At 33.8% G+C, this 19,601-nt stretch carries 16 protein-coding genes, 1 tRNA gene and 1 riboswitch; of the genes, 6 read left to right on the top strand and 11 right to left on the bottom strand.

What is annotated here, in order from left to right:
• Positions 1-10: 10 nt before the first annotated feature.
• The gene (locus tag ABD859_RS07495; protein WP_345142355.1) at positions 11-1,324 is read left to right on the top strand and encodes a hydroxymethylglutaryl-CoA reductase, degradative; all 1,314 of its coding nucleotides are present in this window, start codon (positions 11-13) and stop codon (positions 1,322-1,324) included.
• 90 nt (positions 1,325-1,414) lie between these two features.
• Positions 1,415-2,329, top strand: a complete 915-nt coding sequence (locus ABD859_RS07490; RefSeq protein ID WP_345142352.1) for a GYDIA family GHMP kinase — start codon at positions 1,415-1,417, stop codon at positions 2,327-2,329.
• Between the two features lie 20 nt (positions 2,330-2,349).
• Here the strand turns inward: ABD859_RS07490 and ABD859_RS07485 are convergent, their stop codons facing one another.
• The 7 genes from ABD859_RS07485 to ABD859_RS07455 form a co-directional block, all read right to left on the bottom strand.
• Complete coding sequence (locus tag ABD859_RS07485; RefSeq protein WP_345142349.1) at positions 2,350-2,796, bottom strand: hypothetical protein; 447 nt, start codon at positions 2,794-2,796, stop codon at positions 2,350-2,352.
• 271 nt (positions 2,797-3,067) lie between these two features.
• Positions 3,068-5,167 (bottom strand): peptidylprolyl isomerase, encoded by a 2,100-nt coding sequence (locus tag ABD859_RS07480; protein WP_345142346.1) that lies wholly within the window; start codon positions 5,165-5,167, stop codon positions 3,068-3,070.
• Positions 5,168-5,275: 108 nt separating this feature from the next.
• Positions 5,276-6,535 carry a hemolysin family protein gene (locus ABD859_RS07475; protein WP_345142344.1) on the bottom strand — a complete coding sequence of 420 codons (1,260 nt, stop codon included), beginning with the start codon at positions 6,533-6,535 and terminating at the stop codon, positions 5,276-5,278.
• 2 nt (positions 6,536-6,537) lie between these two features.
• On the bottom strand, positions 6,538-6,732 hold the full coding sequence (locus tag ABD859_RS07470) for a hypothetical protein (protein ID WP_345142341.1): 195 nt from the start codon (positions 6,730-6,732) through the stop codon (positions 6,538-6,540).
• Between the two features lie 2 nt (positions 6,733-6,734).
• The gene (gene lptC, locus ABD859_RS07465) at positions 6,735-7,292 is read right to left on the bottom strand and encodes an LPS export ABC transporter periplasmic protein LptC (RefSeq protein ID WP_345142338.1); all 558 of its coding nucleotides are present in this window, start codon (positions 7,290-7,292) and stop codon (positions 6,735-6,737) included.
• Positions 7,293-7,344: 52 nt separating this feature from the next.
• Positions 7,345-8,574 (bottom strand): BamG family beta-barrel-assembly machinery protein, encoded by a 1,230-nt coding sequence (bamG, locus tag ABD859_RS07460; protein ID WP_345142335.1) that lies wholly within the window; start codon positions 8,572-8,574, stop codon positions 7,345-7,347.
• Complete coding sequence (locus ABD859_RS07455; protein ID WP_345142332.1) at positions 8,567-9,301, bottom strand: type III pantothenate kinase; 735 nt, start codon at positions 9,299-9,301, stop codon at positions 8,567-8,569. The genes bamG and ABD859_RS07455 overlap by 8 nt, the downstream gene beginning before the upstream one ends.
• A gap of 103 nt (positions 9,302-9,404) precedes the next feature.
• Between ABD859_RS07455 and ABD859_RS07450 the strand changes: the two genes are divergently transcribed.
• Both ABD859_RS07450 and ABD859_RS07445 read left to right on the top strand, forming a co-directional pair.
• Positions 9,405-9,477: transfer RNA gene (locus ABD859_RS07450), tRNA-Phe, on the top strand.
• A gap of 52 nt (positions 9,478-9,529) precedes the next feature.
• Positions 9,530-9,811 carry a GIY-YIG nuclease family protein gene (locus ABD859_RS07445; protein ID WP_345142329.1) on the top strand — a complete coding sequence of 94 codons (282 nt, stop codon included), beginning with the start codon at positions 9,530-9,532 and terminating at the stop codon, positions 9,809-9,811.
• Between the two features lie 210 nt (positions 9,812-10,021).
• Here the strand turns inward: ABD859_RS07445 and ABD859_RS07440 are convergent, their stop codons facing one another.
• Positions 10,022-11,341 (bottom strand): DUF5074 domain-containing protein, encoded by a 1,320-nt coding sequence (locus ABD859_RS07440; RefSeq protein WP_345142327.1) that lies wholly within the window; start codon positions 11,339-11,341, stop codon positions 10,022-10,024.
• Positions 11,342-11,634: 293 nt separating this feature from the next.
• Positions 11,635-11,827, bottom strand: a riboswitch (cobalamin riboswitch).
• Between the two features lie 231 nt (positions 11,828-12,058).
• Here ABD859_RS07440 and ABD859_RS07435 point away from each other — a divergent pair.
• Together ABD859_RS07435 and ABD859_RS07430 are read left to right on the top strand one after the other, a co-directional pair.
• Complete coding sequence (locus tag ABD859_RS07435; RefSeq protein WP_345142326.1) at positions 12,059-13,555, top strand: MFS transporter; 1,497 nt, start codon at positions 12,059-12,061, stop codon at positions 13,553-13,555.
• Positions 13,556-13,567: 12 nt separating this feature from the next.
• The gene (locus ABD859_RS07430) at positions 13,568-13,795 is read left to right on the top strand and encodes a DUF6814 family protein (RefSeq protein ID WP_345142324.1); all 228 of its coding nucleotides are present in this window, start codon (positions 13,568-13,570) and stop codon (positions 13,793-13,795) included.
• A gap of 114 nt (positions 13,796-13,909) precedes the next feature.
• Here the strand turns inward: ABD859_RS07430 and ABD859_RS07425 are convergent, their stop codons facing one another.
• The 3 genes from ABD859_RS07425 to ABD859_RS07415 form a co-directional block, all read right to left on the bottom strand.
• Positions 13,910-16,786, bottom strand: coding sequence for an alpha-amylase family glycosyl hydrolase (locus ABD859_RS07425; protein WP_345142321.1), 2,877 nt, complete (start codon positions 16,784-16,786; stop codon positions 13,910-13,912).
• Positions 16,787-16,870: 84 nt separating this feature from the next.
• The gene (locus ABD859_RS07420) at positions 16,871-17,968 is read right to left on the bottom strand and encodes a SusE domain-containing protein (protein ID WP_345142318.1); all 1,098 of its coding nucleotides are present in this window, start codon (positions 17,966-17,968) and stop codon (positions 16,871-16,873) included.
• 20 nt (positions 17,969-17,988) lie between these two features.
• Positions 17,989-19,593, bottom strand: a complete 1,605-nt coding sequence (locus tag ABD859_RS07415) for a RagB/SusD family nutrient uptake outer membrane protein (RefSeq protein ID WP_345142315.1) — start codon at positions 19,591-19,593, stop codon at positions 17,989-17,991.
• Positions 19,594-19,601 lie beyond the last annotated feature (8 nt).

The following is a 19,601-nucleotide window of genomic DNA, read 5'->3' as shown; positions in this document are numbered from 1 at the left end:
TATATTGAGAATGAACAACGCTGTTGCCGGATTTTCTAAATTATCCAAAAAAGAAAAAATTAACTGGATTGCCAATGAATATTTTTCGACTCCCGAAGAGGCATTAAATATTATAAGAAATTACTGGAATTCAGACGAAAAGCTCCAACAGCTTCATGATGAATTTATTGAGAATACCATTACGAATTTATATATTCCGCTTGGTGTTGCCCCTAATTTTTTGATTAACGGAAAGTACAAAACCATTCCAATGGCCATTGAAGAAAGTTCAGTTGTGGCTGCCGCATCAAAAGCAGCAAAATTCTGGGCTTCAAGAGGAGGCTTTAAAGCCACTATAATTGATACGGAAAAAATTGGTCAGGTTCATTTCAATTTTAATGGTGATGCCGAAAAACTGCAATCGTTCTTCGAGCAGATAAAACCTAAATTTTTCTCTGAAACACAAAGCATTACCAAAAACATGCAGGAGCGTGGCGGCGGTATTTTAGATATTCATTTAAAAGATAAACGAAATTTACTCGAAAATTACTATCAGCTTCATGCCACTTTTGAAACAAAAGACAGCATGGGGGCCAATTTTATTAATTCTTGTTTAGAGCAGTTTGCATCTACTTTAAAAGAAGAATTTCAGAATTCTGATTTATTTTCAGAAGAAGATACGCTGAATGTCGTTATGAGTATCTTATCTAATTATGTACCGCATTGTCTTGTTAGAGCCGAGGTTTCGTGCCCGGTTGAAGATTTAGCAGAAAAACATATTCAAAACCCGCAGGATTTTGCAGAACGTTTTGTTCAGGCAGTTCAGATTGCCGAAGTAGAACCTTTTAGAGCTGTAACGCACAATAAAGGTATTATGAATGGTGTTGACGCTGTTGTACTAGCTACAGGAAATGATTTTAGAGCCGTAGAAGCCGGAGTTCACGCTTACGCTTCAAAAAACGGACAATATGCGAGTTTATCTCATGCTAAAATCGAAAACGGAATTTTTACCTTTTGGTTAGAAATCCCTTTAGCTTTAGGAACTGTAGGCGGGTTGACTTCACTTCATCCTTTGGTAAAATTATGCCTTGAAATGCTTGAAAAACCTTCTGCAAAAGAATTAATGGAGATTACAGCTGTTGCCGGATTAGCACAAAATTTTGCCGCACTTCGTTCTTTAACCACAACAGGAATTCAGGAAGGACACATGAAAATGCACCTTAATAATATCATCAATCAATTTGAAGCAACAGACGAAGAACGTCGTTTAATTAAAGCTCATTTTAAAAAAACAGCCGTTTCTCACAGTGCTGTAGTTGAGTTTATCGAAAGTTTAAGAAAATAATTAGAAGCCAATCCCGCTATTCGTTACAATCTTTTATGCCGAACCCCGGCACAAAAGGATTTTCACTTCTATCGGGGCTAAAAAATACGTATGTCAACAACCTTTTACAGTAACGGAAAATTATTCATCTCTGGAGAATATTTAGTTTTAGACGGTGCAGATGCATTTGCACTTCCAACCAAATTTGGTCAAAATTTAGTTGTAGAAGAAGGAGAAAACCAAATTATTGAATGGAAAAGCTACGACTACGATAAAAAGCTTTGGTTTGAAAATACAATTACTTTTGATGAAGTTAAAAATAATATTAAAGCTGACGTAGAAACTGTAAAAACAACTTTAGTCAACATTCTGCACGAAGCTTATCTTTTAAATCCTGAATTTATTCAAAATTCCAAAGGATATAAAGTAACCACAAATCTAACTTTTCCAAGAAACTGGGGATTAGGAACATCTTCGACTTTAATTAATAATATTGCGCAGTGGACAAAGATTAATGCTTTTACACTGCTTAAAAACAGTTTTGGCGGCAGTGGTTACGATATTGCCTGCGCACAAAACAATACTCCTATTATATATAGAATTGAAAACAATGCGGTTGAACCTGTAGTTTTTAATCCGGATTTTACTCAAAACATTTTCTTTGTTTATCTTAATAAAAAACAAAGCAGTAAATCAGCTATACAAGCTTACAACAAACACAAAGATCAAAATTTAGCCAAAAGCGTTGCCGAAAATAATAAAATCACTAACACCATTTTAAATGCTAAAACCTTAAAGGAATTTGCGCGTGCAGTCGAAAAACACGAAATTCATTTAAGTAATATCATGGAAATAAAAACAATCAAAGAAATTGCTTTTCCTGATTTTGACGGCACTATTAAAAGTCTTGGCGCGTGGGGCGGGGATTTTGTTATGGTTCTTTCAAAAGAAAATCCGAAGGATTATTTCGCATCAAAAGGATATGACACAATTCTTTCTTATGATGAAATGATTTTACAGGAGTAATTTTCAATCAAACAGAAGAATTAAAAATTCACTTTTTGATCGTTTTCAACAGGTTGTGATTCTAAACGCCGTACTTTTTCATTTTCCAGTTCGTTTGACTCTATAAGAGTATTATGTAAGCGTTCTGCCATTTTCTCGATGCTGTTTGTAATAGAATCATATACCAGCTCCATACGGCGGTGTTTTTCTTCTTTTACTGCTTTTAAAACATCTTCTACAAAAACTTTATCGTATTTCTCTGCAACAGAATCACGTGTATTAGTAAGCCTAATAACATAATCATTGCTTAATATGGTGACTTTGAAGTGCTGTTCTTCATTACTTAAATAATATTTTCCGCCCAATTCATCAACATTGATGTCGGTACTGCTAACTTTTAAAAGTTCGGTAATAATTCCAAAAATGTGATTTTCAATTTTAGAATATACTTTAGGTTTTCTTCTTAAAAAACTAAACTTATAAAACATTAAATGTTTGATTATTATAATAGTGGTTTATAATTCTCTTTAGAATCTGCATTAACAAATGTTTGTTAAATTTTGCATTTGTTACAACAAAAATTCCGACAAATTAACTGTAATAATTTTATAATCACAAATTTTTAAGGTTATATTTCCATAATTCCCATATAGTTAAGAAAATTGCATAAAACAATTACTACAAAATAAAAAAGCAAGAAAAACCCGAAACATTCATTAGAACGTTTCGGGTTTCAAATTTTGTATATTTATTTAAAGACTAGTAATTAAATTGTAATCTGTTGTCTTCAATTTTAGCATTGTTTTTCAAAGCTGGTAAAATTCTGCTTGCATCATTTCCGCTTTGAGCTTTTACTTTTGCAACATATTCTGCGTGGTTTGCAAGAGCAGGAGCTTTTACAGTTTTGATGTTTTTAACTACATACACTCCTGTATTTCCTTCAATTGGAGCAGATAATTTATTAGTAGTTAAAGCAAATGCAGTACCTACTACTTGTGGCTCTTGTCCAACTCCGCCTGGTAAAACAGGGTTATCTAAAGTAACATCAGCAGCTTGTTGTACAGCTACACCAGCACTTTTAGCAATAGCTTCCATGCTTGAACCTGTCATTTTAGCTTTTAATATTTCAGCTTTTTTCTTGTTTTTCAAGATTGGCTCAACGTAAGGTCTTGCCATAGTAACAGAAACTAAACCAGATTTGTTTTCACCTTTGTACTGAGCAATAACGTGTCCGATATTAGCTAATTCAAAACGCTTAACATCACCTTTATCTGTTTCTTTATCAAATGCCCATCTAATGATGTTTCTTTGAGCTCCTAATGGTCCAAATTGCTCATCCATAGCTTTTGCAGAAACAGGACCTTCAACTTTTAAACCTAATTCTTTTGCAGTTGCAGCAAAGTCTTTATCTGCAGCTTCCATTTCGAATTTAGTAGCTAATGTAAATACTTTATCAGAAGTAGCTTCAGATGGCTCGATTTTTTGAGCAATTGTAGCTAAACGAATTCCGTCTTGTTTATCTGTAATTTTGATAACGTGGAAACCGAATGGAGTTTCTACTAAACCAACTTTTCCAATTCCGTTGTTGAATACAAAATCATTAAATGGTTTTACCATTTGGCCTTGACCAAAATATCCTAAATCACCACCTTGCTGTGCAGATGAATCATCAGAACTTGTAAAAGCAAGCATCATGAAGCTGTCTGGGTTTGACTGAACTTGTGCTAAAATTTCTTCAGCTTTAGCTTTAGCTTCTTCTTTAGTTCTCTTTTCTTTTTGGTTTGGTGTCTGAGAACCTTCGTAACCAATTAAGATATGACTTGCTTTTGCATTAACACCAGCTTTAAATCCTAAAGATTTAGAGATAGCATAATATTTGCCATACACATAAGGACCGTAAATAGCTCCTGCAGGTAAGCTGAATAATTTGTCAGCATCTACAGCTGGTAAAGCATTTTTAGGAACATATGTAGAATCGTAAGGAACATCAGAATTTGCGTTTACAAATTCAGCAATGTTTGTTGCGTTTCTAAATCCTGGCAATGAATCGTTTTTACCTGTTTTAGCGTTGTAAACAACACTTCCAGATAATAAGGCAGTAATTTTAGCTTTAATATCAGCTTCGTCTTCTTTTGAAGCTTTATCCTCAACTAAAACGTATTGAATTTCACGAGTTTCATCCGCTTTGAATTTTTTCTCGTTTTTCTTCATATAATCTACGATATCTGAATCAGAAATTTTTACTTCACTGTCTTTTATAGAAGAATATAAAGCTCCGGCGTAAGCAAAGTTTACTTTGTTAGCTTCCATTTCATACTTTAACTTTCCTTCACTAGCAGTTGTGTAAAGTCCAGATTTTACTAAAGTATTGTAGATTTGAAATTTTGCATTTAATTCAGCATCTTTTTCTTTATCAGAAATATATTGTGCTGCCTCAGGATTTGCTTTAAAATAGTCTTTAAATTTAACTACATCAAACATACCTGCTGCGTTTAAAAACATAGGGTTTTTACCAATATTTGGGTCTGATTTTAAAACTTCAATTAAGTGTTTTTCACCAACTCTCAATCCTAATTTATCAAACTGAGTTGATAATAATGCGATTGAAACTTCTTGATCCCAAACTCTGTTTGCAGCTTCAGTGGAAGTAATTCCTTGACCACTTTTTTCAAGATTACTAACTTTAACTCTAAAGTCTTCAAATGAAATATCTTTTCCATCGATGCTTCCTACATCTTTTGAACTTTGACCAAATGTTCCTCTAGTAAATAGATCTTGTATTATAAATGCAAATAATGCAAGTGCAATAACTCCTATCAATAAAGCGGAACGCTGTCTAATTTTTGCTAAAACTGCCATTTTAATTATCGTTAATTTTATATTCAGTTTGCGAAAATACAATTATCTAGTTAATAACAATACAACTAGCGTTTTATTTTACACAATTTTTTTTAATTATTTAAAAATTCACTCTTTTATTGTCAGTTTGACCAATTCAATTTTCTTATTTGAGGCCTGCTCAATCTTGAAATGAAACCTGTCAATCACAATTTTATCTCCTTTTTGAGGGATTTCTTTGGTAGAGTTTACAATAAACCCGCCTAATGTTCCGTATGAATCTTCTTCGGGAATCATTAATTTATAGGTTTCATTTAAGTATTCTACATCTAATCGTGTAGAAAACAAATATTTACCTTCTCCAAGTTCTTGTTCTATCAATTCTTCGTCTAAATCGTGTTCGTCTTCGATTTCTCCAAACAATTCTTCTACAATATCTTCAATTGTTACAATTCCTGAAGTTCCTCCGTATTCATCTAAAACCACGGCAACATTTTTTCGCTTTTTAATTAAAATATTCAAAGCGTCTTTTATTAAAATGGTTTCTGGCACAAATTCAACGGTCATTAAAACCGATTTTATCGTCTGCGGTTTTTTAAACAAATCAAACGAATGCACATAACCTACAATATCATCAAGAGAGTTTTGACTTACTACAATTTTAGAATATCCGGTTTCAATAAAAAGATCTTTTAAGTCTGATACAGTGTCGAATAAATCTATTGCAACAAGCTCCGTTCGCGGCGTCATGATATCGCGCGCTTTTACTCCGGAAAATTCTAAGGCATTTTGAAAAATCTGAATTTCAGAATCAACTTCATCATCATCTTCAACAGAACTCATTTGCTCAGTAATATAATTTCCCAGTTCTACTTTGCTAAAATACAACTGCACCTGATCGCCTTCGGTTTTAAAAAACTTCCTTAAAACAAAATCAGATATCCAGATAAAGAATGTTGAAATGTAATAAAAGAGTCTGTAAAAAAGATAAGCAGGAACGGCAAAAATCTTAATCAGCGAGTTAGCATAAATCTGAAAAAAGACTTTTGGAAAAAATTCAGCCGTAATTAAAACTATAAATGTCGAAATTAATGTCTGAATCAGAATTGTAGTTAAGTCCGAAAATTGATACCCAAGAGCCGTTATCCATCTAAGAACAGCATCTCCCATATAAAATCCGTAAACAACAAGCGCTACATTGTTCCCAATAAGCATTGAAGCAATAAATTTTGAAGGATTCTCTGTAAGTTTGGTTAGAATTTGAGACAGGAAATTATCTTGTTTTTTTTCAATTCCAAGATAAATTTTGTTTGAGGAAATAAACGCTATTTCCATTCCCGAAAAAAAGGCAGATAGTATTAAACACAATATTATAATACTAATTTCCATTTTTATTGTTTTTTATTTCGATCGTTGTATTTATTAAGAAACCTTCTCCTAAAGAAAAACATAAATACCGCCATTCCGGCAATAACAAAACTTAGAGGATAAGCTTCGTTATTTTCGTTAAGTTTTACTATTCCATCATATATAAAGTAAACTCCAAATAAGATGTAAACGTATTGTGTATATTTTAAATATCCCATAATTATAATTCTTCGTCTGTTTCAAATTCACCGCTGATTCGCTGCGAATTAATCACTTTAAAATCTTTGCTAAAATCAATTCCCTGACCAAAAGAAACTCCTTTAGCATCTGTAAGTTTAAATTTTCTTTCGGTATAAAACCATTCGTTTTTCTGGTCAAAAAACATTTGTTCTGTTTCCAGAACCTGTCCTGCTTCTGAAGTAATTTTCACTTTTCCCTGCAAATCTATTATACTGGTGTTTTTATACGAAACAGCATAATTAGATCTTATAAATGTACGTTTTTGTTTTTTGTCGTATAAGGTAACATCAATTCCTTTAGGAAATTCTGTAAAAGGAAAGTCAAGATTAGAATAATCCAGCATTTTTGGGCTTATCAAAATTCCGGTTATTCTTCCTGAGTCTGTATATTTAATATTTACAGTATCAGCATCACTTCCGGGAACAAATTCAGAGAAGTTAATTTTTTGAACTTCTTTAAAATTACTTTCGCATCCAAAAAACAGTGTCACAGCAAAAACTGTGACAACGCTTATAATATATCTCTTTGGTAAATTCATTTGCCAAATGTAATAAATTGTAACGAGCTTATACAAACATATAACTTTATGTTTAGTTGAATTTGCTCTTCACAAACCATTTATCATTAAATGAGAATCCAACACTAAAGTTAACGTAGTTTTCCTGAACTAAACCAGAAGAAATAGTTCCTCTTTTTCCAAACTCAATTCCAAGATTTACATTTGAGAAATAACCCGGAATTGGGATTCCTGCTCCTAAAGTCATTCCAACATCTTTTATTGATTCGTTGTTAACAATTAAACCAATTTTCTCGTATTTTAAACCTGCACGGTATGTAATTCTGCTTAAATAACTTGTAAAAGAAGTGTAGTTTGGAATATAGTAACCTCCAATAGCATACTTAGCATATTTTTCGTACTGAACGTTGCTCATTGCATTGTAATAATTACTCAACTGACCTTCTCCCTGAAAAGACAACGAAGTACCTACTAACCATTTTCTTGATTCACCAATACCGGCGCCAATAGTTAATTTGCTTGGAAGTTTTAATTTATTTGTCGTTACAGGATATGTGTAAGGGTCTGGATCGCCGCTTACATTAATTTCTCTTGTATTATCTGAATTTAAATCGCCAGAAAGGGTATAGCTTAAACTTGTAAACAGATTTACTTTATTGTAAATCTTTGTTTGGTACATGGTTCCAAAATCAAAATTTACACCTGAAATTGTAGAAGTATTTGCTTCTGATGTACCATTTTGAATACCTGTTACCTGTTCTATGCTTGTGGTAGTGATTTTTCCAAAGTTATACTGAACATCAGCTCCAATAGTCCAGTTTGGTTTAATTTTATATCCTAAACCAAAATATACTTTATTAATACCTCCTTTTCCGCTTAATTGTGAGCTTACTGCTCCTTCTGTAGCTGTATTATCTTCTAAAATTTTATATCCAACAGAAGATAATGGAATTAAACCAAACGACATTCCAAATTTTCCTAATGGAATTCCTACTGCTAAATAATCAAAAGTTGTTCTTTGTGCTTTTGCAGATTGAGCATCTGTTTTTAATGTTGAAGTTCCAAAAGTACCTCCTACAGTAAAAGTAGTCTGCATTAAACTGGCATAACTTGCCGGATTTTCAATATTCAGGTGAATACTATCCTGCTCAACAGCAACGCCCGCCATAGATCTGTACTCTAAAGTTCCTTTAAATTTGATATCTCCAATTCCGTAGAAAGAATACGGGGATGCAGTACCTTGTTGAGCGAATGAAACGAACGATATAAGCAAACAAGCACTTATTATAATTTTTTTAATCATTGTCGATTTTATATTGATATGTTTGGCTCAAACTCTCTAGAAGGAAATTTGAATTGGCAAATATGGTATTTTTTAATCGTTTAGCCAAAAAATCTGCATCGCCACCCGTTAAAATTATTATAAAATTTGCAAAGTTCGATCGATATTCATCGATAAAACCGTCAATCTCATAGACGAAACCATTAACAACTCCAGAATGAATGGCCTGTGCTGTAGAGTTCCCAACGTATGAATCCGGTTCTTCTAAAGTCAGCAAAGGCAGTCTGGCCGTAAAGTTATGCAAAGCTTCATAACGCAGACGCAGTCCCGGAGAAATGGCTCCACCCAGATAATTATCATTTTCGTCGATAAAATCGTAGGTTATACAAGTTCCGGCATCTATAACTAATCTGTTTTGTTTAGGAAATTGCAAAGTTGCTCCCGCAGCCAAAATCATTCGGTCGATTCCCAGCGTTTTTGGTGTTGCATATTTATTATGAAAAGGAAAAACATCTTCGTGTGTAAAAAAATGAACGTTTAACTTTTTTTCAAAAGTCAAAAATGATTGTTTTTCGACGTTTCCAACCGAAGCAACAACCAAATCGGAGCAATTTGGAAATTTTTCTAAAATTTTTTCGATTTTTTTTTCAAGCTCATTCTTTTCAAAAACAAAATACTCTAAAACAGTACTTGCTTCAAAGACAGCAGCTTTAATTCTGGTATTTCCAACATCAACAGTTAAAATCATTTTTTCTTTTTGTTTCTGCGAAGATACGAATTGATTTTTTTTATAAAATGTTTTGGATAAACGGAAAATGATTCTATCTTTGCACCCGCATTGAGCACAACACGGTACCTTAGCTCAGATGGTAGAGCAATGGACTGAAAATCCATGTGTCCCTGGTTCGATCCCTGGAGGTACCACAAAACCCGAATAGAAATATTCGGGTTTTTTGTTTTTTATAATATTTTATAAATGCACTATCTTTATATACTCTATTCTAAATCATCTCAAAAGTTTTATATTGGCGAGACTAATAATCTGGAAGAAAGAATTTCGAAACATAACACTCATATATATTCTAATTCTTTTACTAAAATTGCCAATGACTGGGAAATTGTATTAACTTTTAATTGTTTCAATAGAGATGAAGCACTATATCTTGAAAACTTTATTAAAAGAATGAAAAGCAAAGTGTTTAACAAAAAAATAATTAATGACCCATCAATTCTAAAGGATATTTTATCTAAAAGATAACATACATGTGTCCCTGGTTCTCCCGAAGCCTCGGGACTGGAGGTACCACAAAACCCGAATAGAAATATTCGGGTTTTTTGTTTTTTTATACTCTTTTAAAAATATTTAAACGCAAGGACACAAAGGAAAAACGCAAAAGGTTCGCAAAGTTTAATTATAACATTGCGAACCTTTTGCGTAAAACTTTAGCGCACTTTGCGGTTAAAAAAACTATTGATGAAACACAGAAACCGCTGGGAAATAATATCCAGAAAAACTTACTCCTGAAGTTTTAGCACCAGAATCTGCATTAAAGAAATACAAATTATTGTTTGCAAAATTAGCTCCAAATCCAGAGTCTACTGTATTGACAACTAAAGTATTTTTCTTTCTATCATATCCAATTCCGGCTCCATACAAGATATTTACTCCAGTTAAAGTAATAAACGGTTTCGTTAATGAAGCTGCACCTCCAGTATACTTATAAATTTCTTTACCTCCGTTAAAACTTGCGTTTTTAGCAATAAAAACATCATTTTTAGCCGCAGTAATAGATCCGGGATGCCATGCTCCCCAGCTTCCATAAGCTTGAAAACCTAATGCCGTTTCTGTTATTTCTAGAGTATTAGAGTCTATATTTATAAGCTTTGTACCGCCTGCTGCCCAAACTTTTTTATCATCTGTAACGGCAAATCCTAAAACCATTCCCGAAATAGTTTTTTCTACAGCCAGTGTCGAAGCATTAATAACAAGAACACCTTTTGAAGCAGACAATGCAAAAATGTAATTATTCACTTTTACAATATCTCCTACCTGTCCTGTAATACCTTCAATTTGTCCGCCTAATTCCATTGTATTTAAATTAAGCTTAAATATTCCTTTTCCAGAAGTAAGCAACGCCTGATTTTCGTCTATTGCTTCTATTGCGCGCCAGTCATTTCCGCCTTTTGCTTCGATTCTTTTTTCTTCTTTAAGCGAATAAGCATCGGCTACGACAACAGGACCGCCTACTTTTGAGACTAAGAATAGTTTTTTGTTAATGATTGTTCCAAATTCTAATGTTGATGATTCTGGTTTTAAGTTTTTATCCGGATTTACTTTTACAAAAACACTGTCTTCAATTGCTTTTGTATCGTATCTGTAAAAGCCAACTGTTCCCGTTCCGTGTCCGAACCAGCCTTCATTAATCATAAAAAAACCATTTTCATAAGTGCCCCAAGTGTGAATATCGTATGTAAGTGTTACTTCTCCTCCGCTATTTTTGGCAGTCATATTAATTTTAAAATCGCCTCTCGTTTCCGGATTAAAAGTATAAGTAGAATCAGAGCTTACTACTTTTCCATCAACTGTCCATTCGAAAGATAAATTATTTCGATCTTTTATTTTTGAACTTAACTTAAGTGTTTTTCCAATTGTCAAAGTATCTTTTAACTGCTGTTCGCCGTTTATTACTGGAGGAGCTGTAAAATCATCATCGTTATTACATGAAGTTACTAATGCTGCTAAAGAGGCAATTGCAATTAAATGCCTGAAAAAAAATTGGGTTTTCATTATTAAATATTTAAAAAATTATCACTTGGTTTAACCGGCAGTACATTTTTATGCATAGAATAATGCTGCAACAAATGGTACGACGATTTGTTTAAATGATTTTTTAGCAGAGAAAAAGGAAAATCGAAAAAGAGAAAATTCCCGAAAAGGGAACTGTTTTGCGATATCATATTTGCAGAAAAAAAATCTCATAAACTTTATTTTAGCTTACGAGAATAGAATGACGAAACAAATACCTGTTCACAAAAGTGAAAAAGTACCGTTCTTAACGCCAGCTTCAATCCCCGAAAGCTATTATTACTATAAAAATGGCAGGTCTTCTGACTTGCTCCCTACACCCAGCCTTCCCTTTCTAATTGAAAAGTGACATATTAAAGGGTTTCAGTTAATGAGCTTACAGCTGCGGGACAGTTTTGGATTTTCACCAAATTCCCTTTTAATGTCAATATTTATCTAAATATGACAACCATTTTCTGCTTTAAATTTTGAGCTGCAAAACTAGTGTTTTCTTTTTTAAGAAAACGAGCTGGATTTGTAATTAAAGGTTTAAAAACATTCAGAATTTTAATTTATGAAGAACTAACTTACTAAAGAAACAAGATGTTAACAATTGAGATGTTTTTGTTAAAAAAGTATCAACTAAATAAAAAAATATCTTATATATTCGTAAAATCGTATTTTAATTTTTTAATTATTATTAAAACCACAGGACGTTTTATGAGCAAAACTTCTACTAAAGGTATTTGGAAAGTTATTTCCGCCTCTTCTATGGGAACTATGATTGAATGGTACGATTTCTATATTTTTGGGAGTCTGGCCGTAGTAATCTCCACTAAATTTTTTCCGAGTGATAATCCAACAGCCGCATTTTTATCGACTTTGGCCACATTTGCGGCAGGATTTGTCGCAAGACCTTTTGGCGCTTTATTTTTTGGAAGACTTGGCGATATTATAGGTCGAAAATATACTTTCATGGCGACTTTATTACTCATGGGAGGTTCGACATTTTTAATAGGCTGTATTCCCAGTTATGAAACGATTGGTTTTCTGGCGCCTTTATTAGTTCTCATTCTGCGTTTATTACAAGGTTTAGCTCTTGGCGGCGAATATGGCGGCGCGGCTACTTATGTTGCCGAACATGCTCCCGTTGGACAAAAAGGATACTGGACATCGTGGATTCAAACTACAGCAACTGTTGGTTTGTTTATTTCTTTGATGGTTATTCTGGCTACAAAAAGTGTTCTTTCTGCCGAGGATTTTGACCTTTGGGGATGGCGTGTTCCTTTTTGGGTTTCTATTGCCATGGTTGGCGTTTCATATCTAATTAGAAAAAATATGGATGAATCACCCGTATTTGCAAAAGCTAAAAAGGAAGGAACTACAAGCGCAAATCCGTTAAAAGAAAGTTTTGGAAACCGATACAATTTAAAGTTTGTTCTTTTGGCTTTATTTGGAGCCACTATGGGGCAAGGTGTTGTTTGGTATACCGGACAATTCTATGCTATGAGTTTCATGAAAACGGTTATGAATATAGATTCCTCTCAGGTCGACAGTTTACTTGGAATTGCTTTGTTAATTGGCACTCCATTTTTTATCGTTTTTGGATGGCTGAGTGACAAAGTGGGTCGGAAATATATTATGATGTCTGGAATGCTGCTGGCCATTTTATTTTACAGACCTATATATAAAATGATGTACAACACAACTGATATAAACCACAAAACCGAAATTATAGAACAAACCTCACAAAATATTGAGACAGCAAAAAATAACGACGTAATTACCACTATTTCAAAAACCTATAGCGATGGAACTACGTATGTAGAAAAGAAAACAGACTTTGCCGATGGAAAAAAATCACAAAGCAGTGTTACTGTAAATATCAATTCCGGCGATGAATGGACTTTAATTTTTTTAGTTTTCATTCAGGTTTTATTTGTTACAATGGTGTATGGACCAATTGCTGCATTTTTAGTTGAAATGTTTCCAACTAAAATCAGATACACTTCAATGTCACTTCCTTATCATGTTGGTAACGGGATTTTTGGAGGTTTACTGCCCGCAATTTCAACCTATTTTGTAACGCATTCAAAAGCGGCCGGAAAAAGCGATTTTTATCTTGACGGACTTTGGTATCCTATTATCATTGCCTCGATCTGTTTTGTAATTGGAATGATATACGTAGACAATAAAAATAAAATTAATCATCTTTAAACATTTAAGAACATGAATACAATCAAACAAGCTTTAGGGGTTTTATGGGTTATTTTGGCAGTTGCGGCCGCTTACTTTTGCGTGTTTGAATTTGGCTTACCTAAATTATTATCAGATCAGCAGGATGATTTAGTCTTTGGAATTATTATTCTTTTTATTCTAACGCCTCTTATTGTTTTGGGCTTAGGAACATTTGGTTATTTTGCCGTTATTGGAGAATACAACGATAAAAAGAAATAACAAAAACAATAAACAACTAAACCAGAAAAGGGCTGTCTGCAATAAAGCAAAACAGCCCTTTCTCATTACTAACCAAACCAAATTTTTAATCTGTCAGCGATATATTTTTAAAGTTTATTTTTTGATAAACTTCATAACTTGGGTTTTCTGATTTTGATCTACAGCTTTTACTATATATAATCCTGTTTGTAATTCGCTTACGCCAAATTGAAAATCAGCATTTTCATTTGATGTAAAAGTTTTAACCAATTGTCCTGATATTGAATAAATCTGAACTTTTGCAACAGCAGTATTTAAAGTAAAATAGTTTGAAACCGGATTTGGAAATAAACTTACCGCAGCTGTTTTTTCAAAATCTTCAATAGCCAGATTTGCGGTTTTGTTTCCGTAAATTCTGTATTCGCCGGCTGGTAAATTTATTGGCGCATTTACATCGGTAACATTTATTGAAGTATTATCCATTAAATTATACCACGTTCCAGCATACGGAAAACCTGTTGGAGTATTTTGAGCCGTTGTATCAAAATTAGCCAGAATCAACACATCTTTTAATTGTGCCGAAGTCAGGCTTTCATTAGTAATTTTAATATTTACTGTCAGTGAATTTGCGTTAGTCATTACGGCAGTTCCTAAAAACACCGGTTCTGTCTTTTTTAAGGTTATCATTTTTGCCCAATCGTTGTAAATTTTACTGCGATTTGAATTGCCAAGCCAGTTATTTACCCATTGAGGCTGTGGTTTTGTATCTAATTTACAATCTCCGCCAATGGCATCAAAATCAGTATTAACGGTATTATCATTACATGTAAAAATGGAATTTTCCCAGCCTAATTCTCCAAAATGCCAGATCATTTTTGGCCCGGGAACTAATAATGAAACAGCTCCAACTGCTGACATTCTTTCCAATGCAGTATTTAATGCTTTGACACTATAAGAACCATTTACTGCTCCATATTGTACATTTTTATACATCAAACGTTCTTCATCGTGACTTTCTGCATAACCTATTAAACGGTTTGCAGCAAAACCGCGATTTGAACTCAGCATTCTCGAAATATTACTATCTGAAGCATATCCCATTGACAATTGATTGTATTCATTTGTCATTTTTCCCCACATCATAATTCCTTTACTTGGCGTTTCTGTAACTTTATAATCTGCCCATTGTTTTTCTTCGGCATCAGAACCTAGATGTTCAAAAATTGTATAATGTGTTGGATCTAAACTCCATGAATAATCAGCATATTTTTTCAAAATATCTACTCGATCCTGCTGGTAGGCATCTGTACAAGCATTGTCAGAAGCGGTACAAGCCTGAGTAAATCCTTTCGTTAAATCCCATCGGAAACCATCAATTTTATATTCCTGAATCCATTGTTTAATAACTCTTTCTACATAATATTGTGTTTTTGCAGATTGATGATTAAAATCTTCACCCACATTATAACTGTGTTTTGCTACAGTATTAAAATATGGATTTTCGGCTGTTGGTGAGCCAAAACCGTCGCCATCAGGATCATTCATCCACATTCTTACCATTGGGTTTCTTCCAAATGCATGATTTAAGGCAACGTCCAGAATTACAGCAATTCCGTTTTGATGACATAAATCGATAAATTCTTTAAGTTTATCTGAAGTCCCATAGAATTTATCCAAAGCCATATGAAACGAAGTATTATAACCCCAGCTTTCGTTTCCTTCGAACTCCATAACCGGCATTAATTCGATGGCATTTATTTTAAGATTTTTAAAATAATCTATTTTATCAATTAAACTCTGATAACTTCTCGCTGCATCAAAATCGCGAACTAAAACTTCATAAACCACTAATTTTTCTTTTTCGGGTTTTGTAAAATTTTGTACCTGCCAATTGTATGGAGTCTGACCTGTTCTTAAAACAGTAACTTCAAAAGTTTGTCCCACTGGATAAACAGGTATATTAGGATAATTTACTGAAGGAATCCAAGGGTCATCATAAGGAGATAATACTAAAGTTGAATATGGATCGGCAGTTTTTACAAGAGATGGAGAATTTGCCAGCGGTGTAGCATCAACTACCCAATATTGATACGTATTATTAACCCCAGAAACCAATCCGGTTAATTCCAGCCAAAATTTTCCAGAAACCGGATCTTTTTTCATGGCATACGCCGAAGTTGGCTGCCAGTTATTGAAACTTCCTGCAACGTAAACAAAATCTTTAAGCGGTGCATCCAGAACCAAAGTTGCTTTTGTAAAATCAGCAGGATTGTAATTAATTCCGTCTGCTAAACCTGCAGGCATTGTTTCTGAAACTGTATTTGGATTAACAACTGCCGAAAACTTCTTTACAATTGTAGTTCCTGCCTGAGTAACACTTAACTCGTAAGTTTGATTATTTGTTATGTTAGTATGAGAATAAGAATAGTTTGTTGTACTCGCATTGGTATTTATTACTGCTCCGTTTGATTTTAAAGAATAACTTGCAGCGCCATTGGTATTGGTTGCTGCAATATTAAAATTAGCACCGGAAGCAATAATTGTAGTACTGTTTTCAACTGGAGAAGTCAGACTGACCTGAAAAGATCCCACTTCGACTGTTATATCCTGTGATTTTTTATCACCGGTTGCATCTTTTGCTTTCACTAAAAATCCTATTCTTCCAATTCCGTTTCTGCCGAAATATACTGAAGGCGTAAATGTTTTAGTGTAAGTATCTGTTCCTGCATTATAAGTAAACTTGCTGGCTTCATCAGAGGCTGTCCAGGAACCGTTAGAAGAAGAATCCATTTGATTGGCGTCGTTTACATCATAAGACCATGACCAAAGATATAATGCATGAGTTGCCGCAATTCCCCATGAAGTTTCGTTTATACTGTTTCCATTAATTGTAATAGTAATAGGCGTTGTATCTTCAAATGTTGCTGGATTTATTGAATAAGTTACTGTTTGAACCTGTGGAAAAACAGTTACTGCCATCAATAAAAATATTGATAGTAAAGTTTTTTTCATAATCAGTGTGGTTATTTGATTAGCTAGTTTGATTAAAAAAGGGCTATCCAGCAGATAGCCCTTTTTCAGTTATTAACTGAAGTTTTATTGATTTGGAATCATCAAATAACTTCCGTCTAAATCATTAAAATAAATTAGATATTTAGATTTTGCCACTGGAATATTATCTCCAGTTCCTCCACCAGAGAAAGCAGTTTTACCTCCCCATGAAACATCCCAGGCGTCATTTGCTCTGAATTTCATTTCACCATCATTAAGTGAAGTTACGCCCAATGTCCAAATGTGTGCATTGAAAGATGATTTTACCATTGCAGTAGAAGCATCCCATCCTTTAGCAGTAGCACTTCCTATAATCCCCACAGTTGTATATGTTGCAGCACCTGCTCCACCAGCGTATGGTTCTAAAGTATAAGTTAACTTTTGAACATCCATTTTGAAAGTGTAATAACCATCTGCAGCAATTACAAAACTTGCAGGATCTGCATCGCCATCAGTTGCTCTGTAAGCTAAAGAGCCTCCACTACCACCATACATTGGCGCCCAGCTGCCTAAGTTTTTAATTGCTTTAAATGCTCCCGCCTTAAAAAATCCTGTAAATTTATATTCATTAGCATTTGTAGCGCTTCTAAACAGGATTTGATTTCCTTTATTATTATCCCATCCAGAAACAGTTGCATCTCCAACTAAATACCAGTCATTAAATTCATAAGGAACTTTGCCAACATAAGGAGTTACAGTAATTGAGATCAAACCTTTTCCTACTTGTACAAATCCTCCAGATACATTTGAAGCAATTTTCACATCATAATCTGCTGCAACTTCTGGCTTACCACCAAGATCAATTGCAGCTTGATTTAAATCTTTTGCTAAAATTGAAGCTTCAGTAAGATTGGTTGTAGCAGCAAGCGTTTTTGCTGCAGTAAAGTCTCCTCCTTTTTTATCAATCAACAAAGTATATTTTATTACTACATCTGTTGAATATTCCGCAGCTGACCAAGTAATCTTAACTGCTTCTTCTTGCGCTTTTTCAACATCCAAAACATAAGTTTGTCCTGTTGCTGGTGCAGTAATCTCAGGTATTGTAACAGAATCCAGAACTGGTCTTTCATCTACAGCATCAGCATTACATGAAACCGCTAATACACCAATAAACGCGATTAAAATTTTATATATATTTTTCATATTACTATTTTATATAAATATTAATAACCAGGATTTTGTTTCAAAGTTGGATTTGCCTGAATTGTTTTAGCAGGAATTGGCATTAAATCTCTAAAAGATTCTGTTGCTCCACCATTCATTGTTCCACCTTTCCATTGCCAGATTTTAGAACCTCCTGTAAATTTTCCAAAACGAATTAAATCTGTTCTTCTATGGCACTCCCAGAATAATTCTCGTCCTCTTTCTGCTAACAGAAAATCAAGAGTTAAATCTGCACTTGATATTTGTGTTGCTTCTGCTCTAGTTCTGATTTGATTAATATAACCAACCGCAGTTCCTATATTACCTGTACTAGCACCTCTTACAACTGCTTCTGCATACATTAAATAAGCATCTGAAATTCTGAACATTGGGAAATCTGTATCTGGAATATCAGCTCTTTGAGCAGCTGAACCATCTGCTTTTTTATTAATATATTTTGTTACAGCATAACCATCTGTAAATGTTGATATATTAGTAATATCCAGAGCTTGTCCATCTGTATAGAATGTACCTCTTTTATCTCCAGTACCAGTTACATCAGGGAAAAGTGCAACAAACTCTTTACGAGTTCTAGTTCCCTGCCATCCACCATCCATTCCTCTTGAAGCTGCATCCATACTTCCTCCAATTGAAGCATGAAGAATAAAACTCATACCTCCACCTGTTGCTCTAATAGCAACACCATCACTAATGATTGGGAATATAAATTCATTCTGAGCTCCATTTTTGTCATTATCTGCTGAAAATAAATAAGCATAAGGAACATTTGCAAATGTATATCCTGAATTAATGATTTCACTACACAAAGTAGCTACTTCATTATTTCTTTCTGTTCCAGTATATACTTTAGAGTTTAAATAAATTTGCGCTAATAAAAATTTAGCTGCAACTTTATCAATTCTACCATATTCATTTGCTCTTGCAGCTGGAAGACTACCATCTAAATCTTTCAATTCAGATTCTACAAAAGCAAAAACTTCTGCTCTTGTTTTTTGCTCTGGATAAAAGAACCCTACTGGATCAGCTTCTGTTGTAATAGGCACATTACCAAATAAGTCCATTAAATTAACATAAGAAAATGCCCTTAAGAAACGAGCTTCTGCTCTAAAGGTTGCAATTTCCCCTTTTAGACTTGCATCAACACCTCTTGCTTCTAATTTTTCATCCGTAGTTTGTCTTAAAAACTCATTTGCCAAACTAATATGATACGATGCTCTAGAGTAAGTTCCGTATAAGAACTCATTTACAGGAGACCAAGTCTGCGTATTTAATGTTGGTAAAGTACCATCTGCCCATGCAATAACCGCCTCATCTGTTGGAAGCTCTTGAGTTACAAAAAGTAAACGTAAGTAACTGCTAAAATCCCCACCTAAACCAGATATATCAGCAGCTCCATCACCATCATTACCTCCTACATATAAACCAGCGTATAATTTTGCTAATACTTGCTTGTAAGATGCCGGATCTTGGAAAAAGGTTTCAGATAAAAACTCATCATCATCCTTTGGGGTCACGTTTAAATCGTCAGTACACGAAGTCAACGTCATACTTATTCCTAGAATGAATAGGAAAAAATAAGATATATATTTAAATGATATTTTCATTTTGTATG

This window comes from Flavobacterium ginsengiterrae, from assembly GCF_039539785.1.
GTDB classification, from domain to species: Bacteria; Bacteroidota; Bacteroidia; order Flavobacteriales; family Flavobacteriaceae; genus Flavobacterium; species Flavobacterium ginsengiterrae.
Note: the sequence above shows the minus strand (reverse complement) of the source record. Positions and strands in the feature narration are given on the sequence as shown.